16 protein-coding genes and 1 rRNA gene are annotated in these 18,177 nt (G+C 37.7%); all 17 read right to left on the bottom strand.

The window, feature by feature from the left end; all coding sequences use genetic code 11:
* Positions 1 to 347, bottom strand: a 16S ribosomal RNA gene (locus KFD70_RS24300); the annotation flags it as partial.
* 388 nt (positions 348 to 735) lie between these two features.
* Positions 736 to 2,235, bottom strand: coding sequence for a lysine--tRNA ligase (lysS, locus tag KFD70_RS24295; protein WP_336454044.1), 1,500 nt, complete (start codon positions 2,233 to 2,235; stop codon positions 736 to 738).
* A 162-nt stretch (positions 2,236 to 2,397) separates the two neighbouring features.
* Positions 2,398 to 3,396: a tRNA dihydrouridine synthase DusB gene (gene dusB / locus KFD70_RS24290; RefSeq protein WP_336454045.1), complete on the bottom strand. Its 999-nt coding sequence runs from the start codon at positions 3,394 to 3,396 to the stop codon at positions 2,398 to 2,400.
* 23 nt (positions 3,397 to 3,419) lie between these two features.
* Positions 3,420 to 3,623, bottom strand: coding sequence for a helix-turn-helix domain-containing protein (locus KFD70_RS24285; protein WP_336454046.1), 204 nt, complete (start codon positions 3,621 to 3,623; stop codon positions 3,420 to 3,422).
* On the bottom strand, positions 3,575 to 4,090 hold the full coding sequence (folK, locus tag KFD70_RS24280) for a 2-amino-4-hydroxy-6-hydroxymethyldihydropteridine diphosphokinase (RefSeq protein WP_336454047.1): 516 nt from the start codon (positions 4,088 to 4,090) through the stop codon (positions 3,575 to 3,577). Before folK ends, KFD70_RS24285 begins: the two co-directional genes overlap by 49 nt.
* Entirely contained in the window at positions 4,087 to 4,449 is a 363-nt protein-coding gene (folB, locus tag KFD70_RS24275) for a dihydroneopterin aldolase (protein ID WP_336454048.1), read from the bottom strand. Before folB ends, folK begins: the two co-directional genes overlap by 4 nt.
* Complete coding sequence (gene folP / locus KFD70_RS24270) at positions 4,450 to 5,310, bottom strand: dihydropteroate synthase (RefSeq protein ID WP_336454049.1); 861 nt, start codon at positions 5,308 to 5,310, stop codon at positions 4,450 to 4,452. It abuts the gene before it with no gap.
* Positions 5,285 to 6,157 carry an aminodeoxychorismate lyase gene (pabC, locus tag KFD70_RS24265; protein ID WP_336454050.1) on the bottom strand — a complete coding sequence of 291 codons (873 nt, stop codon included), beginning with the start codon at positions 6,155 to 6,157 and terminating at the stop codon, positions 5,285 to 5,287. The genes folP and pabC overlap by 26 nt, the downstream gene beginning before the upstream one ends.
* Positions 6,151 to 6,738 (bottom strand): aminodeoxychorismate/anthranilate synthase component II, encoded by a 588-nt coding sequence (gene pabA / locus KFD70_RS24260; RefSeq protein ID WP_026049377.1) that lies wholly within the window; start codon positions 6,736 to 6,738, stop codon positions 6,151 to 6,153. The genes pabC and pabA overlap by 7 nt, the downstream gene beginning before the upstream one ends.
* Positions 6,739 to 6,743: 5 nt before the next feature.
* Positions 6,744 to 8,141: an anthranilate synthase component I gene (gene trpE / locus KFD70_RS24255; RefSeq protein ID WP_336454051.1), complete on the bottom strand. Its 1,398-nt coding sequence runs from the start codon at positions 8,139 to 8,141 to the stop codon at positions 6,744 to 6,746.
* A 220-nt stretch (positions 8,142 to 8,361) separates the two neighbouring features.
* Positions 8,362 to 9,285, bottom strand: coding sequence for a cysteine synthase A (gene cysK / locus KFD70_RS24250; protein WP_336454052.1), 924 nt, complete (start codon positions 9,283 to 9,285; stop codon positions 8,362 to 8,364).
* A 120-nt stretch (positions 9,286 to 9,405) separates the two neighbouring features.
* Positions 9,406 to 10,281: a redox-regulated molecular chaperone HslO gene (gene hslO, locus KFD70_RS24245; protein ID WP_336454053.1), complete on the bottom strand. Its 876-nt coding sequence runs from the start codon at positions 10,279 to 10,281 to the stop codon at positions 9,406 to 9,408.
* A 6-nt stretch (positions 10,282 to 10,287) separates the two neighbouring features.
* Entirely contained in the window at positions 10,288 to 11,076 is a 789-nt protein-coding gene (locus KFD70_RS24240) for a type III pantothenate kinase (RefSeq protein ID WP_017154404.1), read from the bottom strand.
* A gap of 415 nt (positions 11,077 to 11,491) precedes the next feature.
* Positions 11,492 to 13,393 (bottom strand): ATP-dependent zinc metalloprotease FtsH, encoded by a 1,902-nt coding sequence (gene ftsH, locus KFD70_RS24235; RefSeq protein WP_336454054.1) that lies wholly within the window; start codon positions 13,391 to 13,393, stop codon positions 11,492 to 11,494.
* Between the two features lie 85 nt (positions 13,394 to 13,478).
* Positions 13,479 to 14,021, bottom strand: coding sequence for a hypoxanthine phosphoribosyltransferase (gene hpt, locus KFD70_RS24230; protein WP_000981837.1), 543 nt, complete (start codon positions 14,019 to 14,021; stop codon positions 13,479 to 13,481).
* Complete coding sequence (gene tilS, locus KFD70_RS24225; protein ID WP_336454055.1) at positions 14,018 to 15,448, bottom strand: tRNA lysidine(34) synthetase TilS; 1,431 nt, start codon at positions 15,446 to 15,448, stop codon at positions 14,018 to 14,020. The genes hpt and tilS overlap by 4 nt, the downstream gene beginning before the upstream one ends.
* A gap of 226 nt (positions 15,449 to 15,674) precedes the next feature.
* Positions 15,675 to 18,146 (bottom strand): stage II sporulation protein E, encoded by a 2,472-nt coding sequence (gene spoIIE, locus KFD70_RS24220; protein WP_336454056.1) that lies wholly within the window; start codon positions 18,144 to 18,146, stop codon positions 15,675 to 15,677.
* Positions 18,147 to 18,177: the final 31 nt, after the last annotated feature.

Genomic DNA, 18,177 nt, shown 5'->3' with positions numbered 1-18,177 from the left:
GTCTGGGCCGTGTCTCAGTCCCAGTGTGGCCGATCACCCTCTCAGGTCGGCTACGCATCGTTGCCTTGGTGAGCCGTTACCTCACCAACTAGCTAATGCGACGCGGGTCCATCCATAAGTGACAGCCGAAGCCGCCTTTCAATTTCGCGCCATGAGGCGCAAAATGTTATCCGGTATTAGCCCCGGTTTCCCGGAGTTATCCCAGTCTTATGGGCAGGTTACCCACGTGTTACTCACCCGTCCGCCGCTAACTTCTTAAGAGCAAGCTCTTAATCGGTTCGCTCGACTTGCATGTATTAGGCACGCCGCCAGCGTTCATCCTGAGCCAGGATCAAACTCTCCAATAAAGTTTGTCTAGCATCTAAAATAAAAATTGACGTTTCACGTTGTTTGTTTCGTTCAGTTTTCAAAGAACTCATTTGCCGCTGAAGCGACTTTATTAATATAACATTTCGTTATATTTTCGTCAACAACTTTTTATTTAAAAGTTGTTTTCGTTCGTTCTCTTTGTTGTCTTTCGTGACAACGAATATAAATATACCAGTTCATTTATTAAAATGCAATAGTTTTTTTAATAAAATTTTTAACATAGTGAAAAAATATAAAAACAGTACTATTCCCCTATGTAAAGCACCTTTCTTCTATGCCGGAAACGAATCGTTTAGGCTTTACTTCACTATACCAAAAAACAAAACAACAAAAAGAAAAGCTTTGGAGAAATCTCCAAAGCTTAGTTTAGTCTTGTTTATGACGCATCGCTGGGAATAATAGTACATCACGAATAGATGGTGCATTTGTTAATAGCATAACAAGACGGTCGATACCAATTCCAAGTCCACCTGTAGGAGGCATACCGTACTCAAGTGCTTCGATATAATCATCGTCCATCATGTGAGCTTCATCATTACCTTGCTCGCGTTCTTTTAATTGTGCTTCAAAACGCTCTTTTTGATCGATCGGATCATTTAATTCTGTAAATGCATTTGCATGCTCACGAGCAACAATGAATAACTCGAAACGATCTGTAAAGCGTGGATCTTCATCATTCTTTTTCGCAAGAGGAGAAATTTCCACTGGGTGACCATAGATAAATGTAGGTTGGATTAACTTTTCTTCTACCTTCTGTTCGAAGAACTCATTAATAATATGTCCAACTTCCATTGTATCTTTAATTTCTACACTATGCTCTTTCGCTAATGCACGCGCTTCCTCAACACTCATTGGATTCCAGAAGTCCGCTCCAGAGTATTGTTTAATTGCATCTACCATATGAAGGCGTGTCCATTCTGGCTCTAAATTAATTTCTTGTTCACCGTATTGGATTGTTGTTGTACCTAGTACTTGTTTCGCAATATGAGCGATCATATTTTCTGTTAGTTTCATAATATCTTTATAGTCAGCATACGCTTCATATAATTCAATCATTGTAAATTCAGGATTATGACGCGTTGATACACCTTCATTACGGAATACACGACCGATTTCATATACTTTCTCTAAACCACCTACAATAAGGCGCTTTAAGTGTAACTCGATTGCAATACGCATATATAGTTCCATATCTAACGCATTGTGATGTGTAATGAATGGACGAGCAGATGCCCCACCCGCAATTGCATGCATCATCGGTGTTTCCACTTCAAGATAACCATTGTCATCTAAGTATCTTCTCATTTCACGAATGATTTTACTACGAGTAACAAATGTTTCACGACTTTCCATACTTGTAATTAAATCTAAGTAACGTTGACGGTAGCGTTGTTCAACATCTTTCAATCCATGGTATTTATCCGGCAGTGGACGAAGAGCTTTTGTTAATAACGTAAAGCCTGTCGCTTTTACTGAAAGTTCTCCTACATTTGTTTTGAAAACTTTCCCTTCGATCCCTACTAAATCACCTAAATCAGCTGTCTTAAATAATTCATACTGCTCATCTCCAACAGCATCTTTACGAACATAGATTTGAACTTGTCCGTGTAAATCTTGAATATGTGCAAAACCTGCTTTACCTTTACCGCGCTTTGTCATAATACGACCAGCAATAGAAACAGAGATTTCCTTCTCTTCTAATTCTTCTTTAGAGAACTCTCCATACAAGTTGAATAATTCTTTCGTTGAATTCGTACGTTCAAAACGTTTACCAAAAGGATCAATCCCTTGTTCACGTAAGTTATGTAGCTTCTCGCGACGCACAAGCAATTGGTCGTTTAATTCTTCGTGGTTCATGTTATCCATGGTATTGATATCACTCCAGCTCTATTAAATTTTACAATATATACAGTATATCATTTTCTACTCAACTAGAAAAACTGCCAGTAGTATACTGGCAGCCTTCTTTCTTTCACGTAATTATAGGAAGTGAAAGAGAGAATGTCAATCATCCCCTCTTACTTCTAATTAACCAACATGAATTGTTTTTTGTTTTGCTTCTACTTCCTCTACAAAAGCCCCTAATAAAGAGGCAAAGTCTTGACGCGTATTACAAGCATTAATCGCATTACGCACTCCCGCATTACCACGAACACCTTTTAAATACCAAGCTGCATGCTTTCTCATTTCTCTTACTGCAATGTTTTCATTCTTTAAATCAATAAGACGATCTAAGTGCAGCATACATACATCTATTTTCTCACGCACCGTTGGCTCAGGCATTAATTCCCCTGTTTCTAAATATTTTACCGTACGATAAATCATCCATGGATTCCCAAGAGCTGCTCGACCTATCATAACACCATCAACACCAACTTCATCAAGCATACGTTTCGCATCTTGAGGTGTTTCCACGTCACCATTTCCGATAACCGGAATATTTACAGATTGTTTTACCTGTTTAATAATATCCCAATCTGCTTTTCCTTCATACATCTGAACACGTGTACGCCCATGAACCGCTACCGCTTGACCGCCTGCACGTTCAACCGCTCTAGCATTTTCAATTGCGAAAATATGGTCTTCATCCCAACCAATACGCATTTTCACTGTAACTGGCTTTTCAACAGCATCTACAACCGCCGCTACCATTTCATATATTTTATTCGGGTCTAAAAGCCACTTTGCACCAGCATCACACTTCGTAATTTTCGGAACAGGGCAACCCATATTGATATCGATAATATCCGCTGTTGTGTTTTTATCTACATATCTTGCAGCGTCAACAAGCGTTTCTTTCTCCCCACCAAAAATTTGCAAACTTAGTGGCTTTTCTCTCTCATCGATATATAGCATATCTAATGTTTTTTTGTTATTAAATAAAATCGCCTTATCGCTTACCATTTCAGCACATACTAGACCTGCACCAAATTCCTTTACTGTTAAACGGAATGCAGAATTACACACTCCCGCCATCGGTGCTAGTACAACTGGATTCTTCATCTCAATATTGGCAATCTTTAACACTCAACTATCTCCTTCCCCTATCCTTACTTTGGCATTAATTCTTCTATTGAAATCTTTAACGTCTTCGCAACTTCTACTACAAAATCTTGAGAAGGGGTTCTATTCCCTCTCTCAACTTCTCCTAAAACTGATACAGATACCCCTAATTCCTTTGCAAAACCTTCTTGCGTATAACCTTTTAGCTTCCGAAAAGCACGAATGCGTCTTCCCCATTTTTCTGCTTCCATACCGTTACTCCCTCTCGCCTTTTCATTTCATCTATTTGTGAACGTGAAATGTTTTGTTTTATATCTTGATTAATTTCTAACAACGGAACGATAACAAAAGCTCTTTCGAACATCCGCGGATGCGGAACAATAAGATTCTCTGCTTCAACATTTTCTTGATTATAAAGCAAAATGTCAAGGTCAACGGTTCGCGGACCCCACCTAATTTCCCTTTTTCTTCCTAAATCAATTTCAACCTTTTGCGTTACTTTCAACAATTCTTGTGGCGATAAATTGGTAGAAATTTTTATAACTAGATTTAAAAAACGATTTTGATCTGTATACCCAACCGGATCTGTTTCATACACAGAAGAGACATCCTCCACTCGAATGTGAGGGTTTTTATTTAACAACTCAATCGCTTGTGATAAATAAGCATAACGATCACCAATATTTGACCCTAACGCAACGTATACAACATTTTTCATGGTCGTTCTCTCGTAATTTCCACTGCCACAGCACGATAATGCCCAGGTATTGGCGGATCCGGTTTAACAACCTTTACTGTGCATCGCAAAATACTTCCGTATTGGTTCAACACATTCGTCGCTACATTCTCTGCAATACTTTCTACAAGCTTGTATGTTCGATCCTCAACCACTTGCTTGCAAAGTTCAAAGAGCTCTCCGTAGTTTACCGAATGCTCTAAGTTATCACTTTCGCCTGCTTGTTTTAAATCCAATTCTACCGTTAAATCCACTCTAAATCTTTGTCCCAATTTATTCTCTTCTGGAAATACACCATGATATCCATAAAACTCCATATCATGAATATAAATTTTATCCAATCAGTTTACCCCCTTACCAATCATCGCATCCATCATTTTTGCCATACGCGCCATTTCCTTCACATCATGAACACGAATCATTTCACAACCTTTTTCAATCCCAAGACAAATCGATGCTCCTGTCCCTTCTACACGTTCCTCTACCGGTAAATCTAAAACATGTCCGATAAATGACTTTCTCGAAGTCGCAAGAAGAACTGGATACCCTAATACATGTAACTGTTCTAAATTACGCATTGCTTCTAAGTTTTGTTCTGGCGTCTTCGCAAAACCGATACCTGGATCTAAAATGATATTTTCATCCGATACACCTGCATCTTTTGCAATTTTAACACTCTCGTATAAATCCGCAATCATATCCGCCATAAGATTACGGTAATTTGTATTCTCACGATTATGCATTAAAATAATCGGCACATTATAATGCGCTGCAACTTCCGCAATTTTTGGTTCTGCCTTTGCTCCCCATATATCATTAATAATATGAGCACCCGCTTCAATTGCTTGCTTAGCTACTTCAGCTTTATACGTATCGATAGAAATAGGCACTTTCACTTCTTTCGATACCGCTTGAATCATCGGAATTACACGCCCTAACTCTTCTTCCACCGAAACTTTTGCGAAACCAGGACGAGTTGATTCTCCGCCGATATCAATAATATCAGCACCGGCTTCCACCATTGCTTTCGCATGACTTATAGCTGCGTTCACCTCATCGAAGTTTCCACCATCTGAGAATGAGTCCGGTGTAACATTTAAAATCCCCATGATTAATGTCTTTTTATTTAAATCCAATGTATATTCGCCGCAGCGCAAACCATAATCCCACTTCACACTACACATCTCCTCTTCGCAATTCATTTCGGCTCCAAAGATTTTCTCTATGCATTTCATATACACGTATTAGAGACTTTGTAACCTTTCCTTCTTTACCAGGGAAATCACTTTCGCCAATCTGATTAAGCGGAACAATCTCTTGAATAGAATTTGTTACAAACACCTCATCAGCAGAAAGCAGTTCCTTTTGCGTAAAGAAACCTTCTTCCACATGTACATCTAATACTTCAGCAATTCTTATAATAAAAGCGCGAGTGATCCCATTTAAAATCCCAGTTTCCAGCGATGGCGTATATAAAACACCTTCCTTTACAAAAAAGAGATTCGAAACAATCCCCTCTGCAACGTGACCTGCTTCAGTGAAGAAAATCCCTTCTTTGCCCGCTACATTTCCAATTTCACGTTTCCCTAAAATGTTATTTAAATAGTGATGGGACTTTAAACGAAATGCTCCTTCTGGCGTATTTCGTGTTTGCTTCAAAATAACGCCTTCCTTTTCCACCACTACACTCGGAACTGCCAAAGGCTTTATAAATACGATGACAGAGGGCTTTTCATAAACCCCTGTTTGTAAACCTATTTCATCTATACCAGCTGAAACATTAAAACGAATATACGCATTTTCTAACCCGTTTCTTACGAGTAACTCCTGTAAAATACGTAGCACACCATCTTTTGTCATCGTCCATTCAATTTGCAAAGTAGAAAGAGCACCCATTAAGCGTTCATAGTGATCATCTAATAAAAATGGGTGACCGTTATAAATACGAAATGTCTCAAAAACCCCCAGTCCATATAAATACCCATGGTCATAAGGAGAGATTTTCGCCTCACTTGCTTCCACATATGCCCCGTTCACATAAATTAACATGACGATACACTCGGACTATAACTACGAATAAAATTCTGAAGTAACTCTTTCCCATGAGAAGTCATAATAGACTCCGGATGGAATTGCACCCCTTCAATCGGCAATGTTTTATGACGAAGCGCCATAATTTCTCCCTCTTCTGTCCAAGATGTCACTTCTAAACATTCTGGCAATGTTTCTTTTTTTACAATGAGAGAGTGATAACGTGTCGCTGTAAATGGATTGGGGATTTCTGAAAAAATTGTTTTCCCATCATGATACATCGGAGAAGTTTTCCCATGCATTAAACGCTCTGCACGAACAACATCTCCTCCAAACACCTGCGCAATTGATTGATGACCTAAGCACACACCAAAAATAGGAATCTTTCCTGCGAAATATTTAATGACATCCATACTTATACCAGCTTCATTCGGACTACACGGTCCTGGTGAAATCATTAAAAAGTCTGGTTTCATTTGTTCAATATCTGAAATTGTAACTTCATCATTACGTTTAACAACAAGCTCTTGTCCAAGCTCTCCGAGAAATTGTACTAAATTAAATGTAAAAGAATCATAATTATCAATCATCAATATCATTTCTCTCACCTAACCGTTTCTTCGCTGCTTTCTTTCGCACGCCATAGGGCGATTGCTTTTTTCAACGATTCTTTATACTCATTTTTTGGATTTGAATCAATTACAATTCCTGCCCCGGCCTGTACATACGCTTGACCATCCTTTGCAAGAAGCGTACGAATTACAATATTTAATTCCATATCTCCTGAGTAACCAATCCATCCAATTGAACCTGTATAAATTCCGCGACGAACAGGTTCTAATTCTTCGATAATTTCCATCGTACGGATTTTTGGCGCACCCGTAATCGTTCCACCTGGAAACACAGCTCTTACTAAATCGAAAGCATCCTTATCCGATTCAACCTCACCGCGAACATTTGAAACGATATGCATAACATGCGAGTATTTTTCAATTACCATAAATTCATCTACTTCTACAGTTCCGTACTTACAAACTCGCCCTAAGTCATTACGCTCTAAATCTACAAGCATGACATGTTCTGCACGTTCTTTTTCATTTTCAATTAACTCTTTTGCCAAGGTTTCATCTTCTAGTTCATTTTTCCCGCGAGAACGTGTACCGGCAATCGGACGAGTGCTCACTTCATTCCCTTGTTTTTTAATTAACAATTCCGGTGAACCGCTAACAATTTGAAAATCCCCAAGCTCTAAGTATCCCATATATGGTGATGGATTAATTTCACGAAGACTCGTATAAATTTCTAGTGGATGTGTTTGCAATGTTTTCTCTTGTCTTGTAGACAGATTTACTTGAAACACATCTCCAGCTCCAATGTATTCTTGGATACGCTGAACAGCTTTCATAAATCCTTCTTCTGTAAAAGCTACTGCTTCATTTCTATTTTCAGGACATTCAAATGGCACTTTAACTTCAGGAGCTTCCTTCATCCAAATGCTCTTCCATTCATTCAAACGACCTTCTGCTTCTTCACGTTCATCTATATAATGTGTAATAATCCACAACACTCTCTCTTGTTGATCATACACAAACACGTCATTAAATAATAAAAAGAATATGTCAGGTATATCCACATCATCCAATGCAAAGGAAGGAAGTTTCTCAATATAACGGATACAGTCGTAACTAAAATACCCGATCGCGCCCCCTTGAAAAGGTGGGTAGTCTGGATTATGATCCGTTTTCCATCGCTCCATATACTTTTGCATTAAATCTAAAGGATTACCTTGTTCTATTGTTTCCTTACCGCTTTCACTTATATGTAACGTTTCATTCTTCCCCTGAATCACCGCTACAGGATCAAGCCCCACAATACTATAGCGGCCCCCTCGTCCACTTTCTAACAAAATATGTTGATTCTTATTTTGAGAAAGAAACTTATACTGCTTAAAAAAGTCTAACTGATATGGAATAGAAAGCGCTAAAGATTTTCTTTGCTGCATACCAACACCCCGTCTTCTTTTATCCCACTCCCTTAGAACTATCATCTCAAATCATAGATGGTTAGTGTGAAATAATTGTCCTTGGAAGCTAGTGAAAATAATTTAACTTTACTACTACTTATTTTACATGAAGTTTTCTAGTCATTCACTCTTTTCCTATTTTCAAACAAAAAAAGAAAAAGCATTCCTGAAAAGGAATGCTTTTTCTTAACCGTACTAATTATGATTCAAATTGATAAAGCGGTGTACTTAAATAACGCTCACCATTACTTGGAATAACCACAAGTACTTTCTTCCCTTTACCAAGGTTTTTCGCTACTTCTGTCGCAGCATAAATGACAGCACCTGAAGAAATCCCAACTAAAATTCCTTCTTCACGAGCTACTCTTCTCGCATATTCGAATGCTTGCTCTGTTTTAACTTGGATCACTTCATCATATACTTCTACATCCAATGTTTCTGGAACAAACCCCGCTCCGATACCTTGAATCTTATGCGGACCTGGTTTCCCCCCCGATAAAACCGGAGAATCTGCAGGTTCTACTGCATAAATTTTAATGCTTTCATATTTTTCTTTTAAAACCTCACCAGCACCCGTGATTGTTCCACCAGTACCAATACCTGCGATAAACGCATCTAATTGATCGCCCATTTGCTCAACGATTTCTGGCCCTGTTGTCAAACGATGAATTTCTGGGTTCGCTGGATTTTGGAATTGCTGTGGTATAAAGTAACCATTCTCTTTTGCTAATTCAGTCGCTTTGCGAATTGCACCGCCCATTCCTTCTGGTCCTGGAGTCAATACTAATTCAGCCCCATAAGCACGTAGTAAATTACGACGTTCAACACTCATTGTTTCCGGCATTACTAAAATTGCTCTATATCCTTTTGCAGCAGCTACCATTGCTAAACCAATTCCCGTGTTACCACTCGTTGGTTCAATAATTGTATCGCCCTCTTTTAATAATCCTTCTTGTTCAGCAGCTTCAATCATAGATAGTGCAATACGATCTTTCACGCTACTTCCAGGATTCATAAATTCTAATTTTAAGTAAATGTCTGCGCTGTCTTGCTCTACGATGCGGTTCAACTTAACGATCGGCGTTTTCCCGATTAATTCTGAAACTGATTGTGCCACTCGCATTCCTGTCACTCCTAACACCGAGTATTTTTATTGGTTTTATATATATTTCAATTTTGGCAGAATTTTTCTTACTTGTCAATCTATTTGGATGATTGACAATTGCCAGAAATAATTCTTATTTTATAGACTATTAATTATATTTGTAATGTCTTCTTTAGAGAACTTATATCTTTCATTACAGAAATGACAATGCACTTCAGTTTCATCCTCTTCCTCACGAACTTGTTTTAATTCTTCCTTACCTAAACTAATTAATACTGCTTCAATGCGCTCACGAGAGCATGTGCAGTTAAATTGAACATCCATTGTTTCTAGTACTTTTACTTTGTCTTCCCCTAATACTTCATATAATAACTCTTCTGGCGCAAGACCTTGTTCAATTAATTTTGAGACAGGCGGGATTTTTTGCAAGCGTTCTTCGATAAATGAGATTGTCTCTTCCTGTGCTCCTGGCATAATTTGCAGAATAAATCCACCAGCCGCTAATATGCTATCATCTCCATTTACAAGAACACCAACCCCAACAGAAGAAGGCGTTTGCTCAGAAACAGCAAAGTAATACGTGAAATCTTCTCCTAATTCACCTGAAACAATTGGAGATTGTCCGATAAACGGTTCCCTCATGCCAATATCTTTAATGACTGTTAAGAAACCTTCTGTACCTACAGCTTGGTACACACGTAATTTCCCTTGCTCTGTTGCTTCAAAATCAACGTGCGGATTCGTTACATATCCACGCACATCCCCATTTGCATGGGCATCCACTAGGATTGGGCCAAGTGGACCGTTTCCTTCCACCTTAATTGTCAGCTTCTGATCACCTTTTAGCATAGCTCCCATCATTGCACCAGCTGTTAACGAACGCCCAAGTGCCGCTGAAGCAGTCCTCCATGTATCATGACGTCTTTGCGCCTCACTTACCGTATTTGTTGTACGCACACTATAGGCACGAACTTCTCCATCAAACGCCAATGCTTTTACTAAATAATCTTTCATACTTATTTATTCACCCTTCTCATGTTGTAAATTTGCATTACGCTCATATAACATATGCAAGCCTTTTAATGTTAAAAACGGATCTACAATATCAATTACATTCGATTCTTCTGCAATTAACTTCGCTAATCCACCAGTTGCAATCACTTTCGGTTCTTGTTTAGCTTCTTCTTTCATACGCTTCACAATACCTTCTACTTGTCCGACATATCCGTAAAGAATGCCAGATTGCATTGCACTTATCGTATTCTTCCCAACAACGCTACTTGGTTTTGTAATTTCAATACGAGGAAGTTTAGCCGCTCTACTGTATAAAGCCTCTGCCGAAATCATAATCCCCGGTGTAATTACACCACCCATATAATGCTTATTCTCGTTAATATAACAATATGTAGTCGCTGTACCAAAATCGACAATAATAAGCGGGCTTCCATATAATTGGATACCAGCTACAGCATTTACAATACGATCTGCTCCAACCTCACGTGGATTTTCATATTTAATATTTAAACCTGTCTTTATCCCCGGCCCCACTACAAGAGGTTTAATTTTGAAATACTTCTCACACATACGCTCTAAGGCAAACATAATTGGTGGTACAACCGAGGAAACAATAATTCCTTTCACATCTTGAAAAGAAAGGCCCTCATGTTCAAGCAACTGTTTCACTAACATACCGTATTCATCTTCTGTTTTATGACGATCTGTCTCCATGCGCCAATGCTGACGAAGTTTTCCATCTTCAAATACACCAAGCACCGCATTTGTATTCCCTACATCCAATACAAAAATCATATTCTCACCACTTATCTTATTTAATCTATATTTGTGCAGTATGTACAAAACTGATACTGCCATCATATCATATATACCTATATAATCAGCTTTTCCATCTTCATCATTTTACAAAAAGATTGTTCACTATTTCAATTTTTAATGCAAAGAAGATTCAAATTTATATGTAAATCCGATTTGATTTTCTAACATATAAATTGTGGCTACGAAGAACAAAAAGAGACTTTGACTCATTTTCTCCCTCTGCTTTTATGGCATAGGGCTAAAAAGGCACTGACCGCTTCTATGCATGGGCGGATCCTCTTTTCCACCTAAAAGGAAGGGTTTCATGTTAGTTTTCAATCTGTATTTATATATACAAGCACACAATTTTCTCAACATAAAAAAGGAGTGACAATTGTCACTCCTTCATTTCTTATTTATCTTCTGTGTTTTCGTCATCTTTTTTCATAGTAATATTTACTTTCACATCTTCAGACGACTTCGTACGTTCAGGTAAAACCCCATAATCATATAAATGATTGATTTGCTCTGCATCTAATGTTTCTACTTCAAGTAACGTTTTCGCAATAATATCAAGCTTATCACGTTTTTCAGTAAGAATTTGTTTTGCACGAGCATAACATTCTTTCATAATCGTTTGCATTTCCATATCAATTTCATGCGCAATTGCATCACTGTAGTTTTGCTCCGAATGGAAATCTCTTCCTAAGAACACTTGACCACCTTGTGAGCTACCAAACTGCATTGGTCCAAGCTTGTCACTCATACCAAATTCCGTTACCATACGTCTCGCAATACCAGTCGCACGTTGGAAGTCGTTGTGAGCTCCTGTACTTACTTCACCGAATACAATTTCCTCAGCTACTCGACCACCAAGTAAACCAGTAATTTTATCAAGTAATTCCGGTTTTGTCATGAAGTAACGATCTTCTTTCGGAAGCATTACCGCATATCCACCAGCTTGACCACGAGGAACAATTGTTACTTTATGAACGATATCCGCCTCATCAAGTACAACACCAATTACAGTATGACCTGCTTCATGGAATGCAACAATATTGCGTTCTTTTTCAGAAATAACACGGCTTTTCTTCGCAGGACCTGCAATAACACGGTCTGTCGCTTCATCGATATCAGACATATCAATTTTCTTCTTATCTTGACGCGCAGCTACTAATGCAGCTTCGTTTAATAAGTTTTCAAGATCCGCACCAGAGAATCCCGGTGTGCGAGTTGCGATTGCTCTTAAGTTAATATTCTCATCGAGCGGCTTATTACGAGCGTGTACTTTCAGTACTGCTTCACGCCCATTTACATCTGGACGATCGACTGTAATTTGACGGTCAAAACGTCCTGGACGTAATAACGCCGGATCAAGAATATCAGGACGGTTTGTTGCAGCGATGATAATAATACCTTCATTTGCACCGAATCCATCCATTTCAACAAGAAGTTGGTTTAACGTTTGTTCACGCTCATCGTGACCACCGCCAAGACCCGCTCCACGCTGACGACCCACTGCATCAATTTCATCGATGAAAATGATACAAGGAGCATTTTTCTTTGCATTTTCAAATAAATCACGTACACGGGAAGCACCGACACCGACAAACATCTCTACGAAATCAGAACCACTAATAGAGAAGAAAGGAACGCCAGCTTCACCTGCAACTGCACGTGCAAGTAATGTTTTACCTGTACCTGGAGGTCCAACTAACAGAACACCCTTCGGAATACGGGCACCAACCTCAGCAAACTTACGAGGATCTTTTAAGAATTCTACTACCTCAACAAGTTCTTGTTTTTCTTCGTCCGCTCCAGCTACATCTCTGAAGCGTACTTTTTTCTTTTCATCATTGTATAACTTCGCCTTACTTTTTCCAAAGTTCATAACACGGCTACCGCCACCCTGAGCTTGGTTTAGTAAGAAGAAGAATAAAATGAAGATAATAACAAACGGAATGATAGAAGTAAAGAATGTCACCCAAGCACTTGTTTCCTCTGCTGGTTGATACTTCACTTCAGCACCTTGTGCTTTGTCATTAATTTTCTTTTGTAATTCTTCAGTATTTGGTGCATAAGTAACAAATTGCTCTTCCTGGCTAGCATTGCTAAATTGTCCTTTTACCTCAAACACACCATTTTTCGGTTGAAGTTGCACATTACGCACTTCACCTTTTTCAAGTTTAGTAATGAATTTATCGTAGCTAACTGATGTCGTTTTTTGTGTTGAACCATTAAAATAGCTCACGATTCCAATTACTACTAAGAATATCAGTAAATAAAAGATGGTATTACGGAAGATACGATTCATTCCTAACCTCCTCTCACGGCATAAACACTATAGTAAATCGTAACATAGAAAAACTTTCCTATCCAATTATAACGCCTGTATTTAATTAATTTGAGTAAACGCTTGGTTTTAGTACTCCAACATAAGGAAGATTACGATATTGCTCCTTATAATCTAAACCATACCCTACAACAAATTCATGAGGAACAGTAAACCCAACATAATCTGCCTTCAAATCGACTTTGCGACCAGTTGGCTTATCTAATAGCGTAACAATCTTTACAGATTTCGCCTTACGATATTTGAATAGGTCTACTAAATAACTTAATGTAAGACCACTATCAATAATATCTTCAACGATTAAAATATCGCGACCTTCTACAGAAGTATCAAGGTCTTTTAAAATTTTCACTTCACCTGTTGAAACTGTAGAATGACCGTAGCTAGAAACAGCCATAAAATCCATTTCAAGATATGTATCTGTTCTTTTTAATAAGTCTGCCATAAATGGCATTGCACCCTTTAATACACCAATTGCAAGAGGCACTGTATTTTTATAATCCTCTGCAATAATTGCACCTAGCTCATGCACCTTCTCTTGTATTTGTTCTTCGGAAATTAATACTTTTTCGATATCTTGATTCATCATTTCATTATCCTCCTGGAAGACTCCTTGCTTTTGTAGTGAATAATAATATATTTATCCTTATCTGCTGCTTCATTTGAAATAGCAAATGCAGATTGTTTCAACAATGGAACCCAAATAATATTCCCGCTTGCATCACAAACAATTGGCCACTCTTCTCTTTTTTCTTTCGGTATTTTCGCCTCAATAAAAATAGCTTTTATCTTTTTTGTACCACTCATACCTTTTATCGACATTCGATCTCCATTTTCTCTAGAGCGTATAAGAAGAGGATATGATATATCATTATACTTAGCAACAAATACCGTTTCATTCATGTTACTTGGTAATTCCTCATTTACTTCTGCTACAAGTTCATCCCCATTTACTAATGTAATGGCACCTGGTACTGATAAGACTTGTGAAAAAGGAAAAACAATTTCTTGCTCAAATCGGAAACTACATTCTTCATATGTACGAACAATTTTTAGACCCACAGGAAAATCAAGTGATCCTGAAGGATGTTTCCGTTTAAAAAATGCAATAACTTTGTCAATATGTATAGAAGAAAGCGAAGAAGGAATCTTGTATTCATAAAGATAGTTTAATATTAGTTGAATCCCTCGCCTTTGTAAAGGCATAGACATGGATTCAAAGGCAGGAATTGATAAGACGATGTGTTTATCACTTTTTTTTGTAATTACTTTATTCATCTTTTCAAAAGCTAATTCCTGCAAATACACCTCATCCTCTTGCATAAGCACACTAAATTTTTGAAATTGCTCATGCACATGAGGGTTTTCCTCCTTTAAATAAGGCAGGACATGCTTACGTAATCGATTCCTCGTATATACTTCCTTTTCGTTACTCGGGTCCATACGTGGTGTAATCCCTATCCTATTACAATAAGCATTGATTTCTTTCTTTGTTACCGCTAATAAAGGTCTAATTAAATATCCACCATGGAAAGGACGTTTTACAGCAATTCCAGCATAACCCTTCGGGGTACTCCCGCGGACGAGACGCATTAAAATCGTTTCCACTTGATCATCTCCATGATGTCCAAGAGCTACATATAGCGCATCATATTTCTTCATTATTCTTTCCAAAAATGCATATCGGCATTCCCTAGCAGCTACCTGTGCATTCATTCCATATTGCTGTTGATATTGCGATACATTAATTCTTATCGTTTCGCAAATAACCCCAATCTTCCGGCAAAGTTTTTCCACAAATTTCAAGTCTTCATAGGATTCATTTCCTCTAAACATGTGATCCACATGCGCGACTACAATTTTCAATTTCTTCTCTTCTCTTTTCTCTAATAAATAATATAAAAGAGCTAAAGAATCAGGGCCTCCAGAAACCCCTACAACAATTGTCGAATATTCCTCTAATACATCATGCCGCTTTGCAAACTCATCTACTTTTTCAACAAATGTATCTTTCAACTTCGCAATCACCTTTCGTTAAAACCAAACAATAACATACTTTACCTTGCTTATAATGGTACAACTTTTACAAACTTTGTGCAAAAAAAAGATGTGCAAAATTCACATTTTTATCTTACATCCCTCCCCTATCTTCATAAGAAGAATGAAACTAATTTCTTCTACAAGAAAAAGGCCTAGGTATCACCCTAGACCTCATAACCAAACCGAGAAACTTTCCGCTCCTCTATTGCGCTTGTTTACCCATGATTGGAATCGTAGCCCACTTTGGCATATTCTTCTTTACCTTTGCAACAACAATCGTCATATCGTCATTGATATATCCATCACTAGAACGAATAACCTCTTCCATAATGATATCAGCAATTTCTTGCGGATCGTCTGTTTGCAGTTCTTTAATCTTACGTTTCATCCACAATTCATGGTTTTCCACGTGCTGCGCTCCCTCAAAAATCCCATCGCTCATCATAACCAAAATATCTTCTGTTTTTAATTGTTCACCAACAACATCTACCTCAACATCCTCAATGATTCCCATCGGCAAATTGCTTGCTTCTATTTTAATAACGTCATTTCCACGTTTTACAAAACTTGGGGTTGAACCAATTTTTAAAAATTTAGCACTTGCATCACGTAAATCTACCATAGCTAAATCAAGCGTCGTAAACATTTCTTCTGTCGTTCTCAATGAAAGAATTGAATTAATAGACTTAATAGCAATTTCTTCATCGATACCAGATTGCAATATTTTTTGTAACAATTTTACCGTTTCCTTACTTTCCATATGTGCCCTTTGTCCGTTACCCATTCCGTCACTAATGGCAAGAGCATATTTCCCAACACTTAAATCCATCATCGCATACGAATCTCCCGATACAAATCCGCCTCCTTTTGCCGCTGTAGCAAGCCCTGTATCAAGAAAAAATGTTTTCGCTGACCCAAAAGATATCATGCTATGACCATTCGGATAAGCAGAAGGTTCTTCATGTTTCACAATAATATTTTCTTTTAAAATATCCGAAAGCATTGGTGCAACTAATTTTTCACATTCACCATGTTGATTAGATGCCGCTGGAATCATCATTTCAATATCAATATTCCCTCTATCTAAACAGTAGATATCAACATGTTCTACCTCAACACCAAAGTCACGAAACGCTTGTAGAATTTGCTCTTCCTGCACTTGATGATTTTCCCGTTCACGCTGAATTTCTTTCGCAAAATCTTCCATTACTTTTGAAACACCTAATAATTGTTCCGCAACAATTCTACGATTATCTTTCATTTGTTTTCGTAACTTTTGCCCCTCATAGAAATGTCCTAATTCTCCTTCCATTAAATCTGTTACCTTTTTTCCTCTTACACAGTGCTTTTCCCATTCACGAACTAATTTACGGTTATGCTGAAGGGTTCCTTCTTCTGTTTCATTCATAATTTGTTTCATATAATCATATGTTTTATCAAAATTCACTACCCAACATTGATCCTTTTTAAAACATGATTGACACGTCTTTGCTGTAATTGTACTTAGGAATAAATCAGCTTCTGTTTCCTCATCTTCTTCCTCTACATATCCATATACCGAAAAACTATTAGATAATGCAGAAAATACATTTGCAAATTGATTAATTTTATTCGCTGTCACATCACGCATTCTACGTAAATATTGTTGTTGATCCTGAGAATGCTCTTGTGTTCCTGGCATAAATTTAGCAAGCCGATCAATAATTCCCTTCGGTGTTAATATAAAGAATCCTATCGCCACTCCAGATTCTATTAAAGTTGTTATAATATTTACTTGCTTATCGACGTATAATGTAATTAAACTTGTACCAATTAACAACCCTAAACTTACACCAAGACGCTTCCCTTCTTTTAATAATCCACCAAGTAACCCGGAAAAAGCTAGCAGACTAAGTTGAGATAAACTACCTACGTTCGCTAAACTCAATATCAATCCTGTAACAACTCCTACTGTTGAACCAGTAGCTGCTCCTGCAACAAAAGCAAATAATAATACTAAATATCTCGTGAAAATATGTTGAACTGAAGCGTCGTAAACAAACCAATCTGTTGTACCTGTTAATACAGATGCGAGTAATATAATTAAACAAACAATTTCTTCCGTTTCTAATGCTTGTTGTTTTCCCTTTCTTTCTGTTAATAATGGTACACTTTGCAAGAAAATCATCGTTAAAACAAAACTAAGTCCTGCTTCAATAGTACTTACGAGTAAGTCATACATAGTGACGGTTTGCTGTGCGAAGTAAACAACAGCGAGATGTGCGGTTAGTGCGGAGATAAATACTTGGAATGGTACAAGTCCAACAATTTTACGTGTAAAACGACTAAAGAAGATATTATAAATAAAGAAAGTAAAAATAGATGCAAAGGCAAAAAGTAAATTATCTAGCGAAACGGAAAGTGCACCACCCATAAGAGCCAGAAATGCGAGTGCCATCTTATCACGCTTCATTACATAAACAGCAGCAAAAAACGGTAGTGCAAACGGTAAAATGTTCGTTAATATATATGCTCGTCCTAAAAGAAAACCGATTACAGCAATAACAAATCCCCATCTAAAGAAAACTTGCTCTAACTTCACTTTCAACTTGCTTGTCCATGTTATTGACCTGAGTTGTCCATCATTCATAGCCAGTGTACTTGTGTTCACAGTATTCCTTCCTGCTTTTGGCATATTTTTAACACCACCTGCATAGTTTAATTAC

Source organism: Bacillus pfraonensis (genome assembly GCF_050768835.1).
Taxonomy (GTDB): domain Bacteria; phylum Bacillota; class Bacilli; order Bacillales; family Bacillaceae_G; genus Bacillus_A; species Bacillus_A pfraonensis.
The sequence above is the reverse complement of the archived record's forward strand: the minus strand, read 5'-3'. Positions and strand labels throughout refer to the sequence as shown.

Excerpts from the sequence above, each read along its gene's own strand:
- KFD70_RS24285 (WP_336454046.1), bottom strand. The coding sequence starts at position 3,623 with ATGGAAGCAGAAAAATGGGGAAGACGCATTCGTGCTTTTCGGAAGCTA.
- pabC (WP_336454050.1), bottom strand. The coding sequence starts at position 6,157 with ATGTTAATTTATGTGAACGGGGCATATGTGGAAGCAAGTGAGGCGAAA.
- folK (WP_336454047.1), bottom strand. The coding sequence starts at position 4,090 with ATGAAAAATGTTGTATACGTTGCGTTAGGGTCAAATATTGGTGATCGT.
- hslO (WP_336454053.1), bottom strand. The coding sequence starts at position 10,281 with ATGAAAGATTATTTAGTAAAAGCATTGGCGTTTGATGGAGAAGTTCGT.
- spoIIE (WP_336454056.1), bottom strand. The coding sequence starts at position 18,146 with ATGCCAAAAGCAGGAAGGAATACTGTGAACACAAGTACACTGGCTATG.
- lysS (WP_336454044.1), bottom strand. The coding sequence starts at position 2,235 with ATGGATAACATGAACCACGAAGAATTAAACGACCAATTGCTTGTGCGT.
- folP (WP_336454049.1), bottom strand. The coding sequence starts at position 5,310 with ATGAATTGCGAAGAGGAGATGTGTAGTGTGAAGTGGGATTATGGTTTG.
- pabA (WP_026049377.1), bottom strand. The coding sequence starts at position 6,738 with ATGATATTGATGATTGATAATTATGATTCTTTTACATTTAATTTAGTA.
- hpt (WP_000981837.1), bottom strand. The coding sequence starts at position 14,021 with ATGATGAATCAAGATATCGAAAAAGTATTAATTTCCGAAGAACAAATA.
- cysK (WP_336454052.1), bottom strand. The coding sequence starts at position 9,285 with ATGCGAGTGGCACAATCAGTTTCAGAATTAATCGGGAAAACGCCGATC.
- KFD70_RS24240 (WP_017154404.1), bottom strand. The coding sequence starts at position 11,076 with ATGATTTTTGTATTGGATGTAGGGAATACAAATGCGGTGCTTGGTGTA.
- trpE (WP_336454051.1), bottom strand. The coding sequence starts at position 8,141 with ATGCAGCAAAGAAAATCTTTAGCGCTTTCTATTCCATATCAGTTAGAC.
- ftsH (WP_336454054.1), bottom strand. The coding sequence starts at position 13,393 with ATGAATCGTATCTTCCGTAATACCATCTTTTATTTACTGATATTCTTA.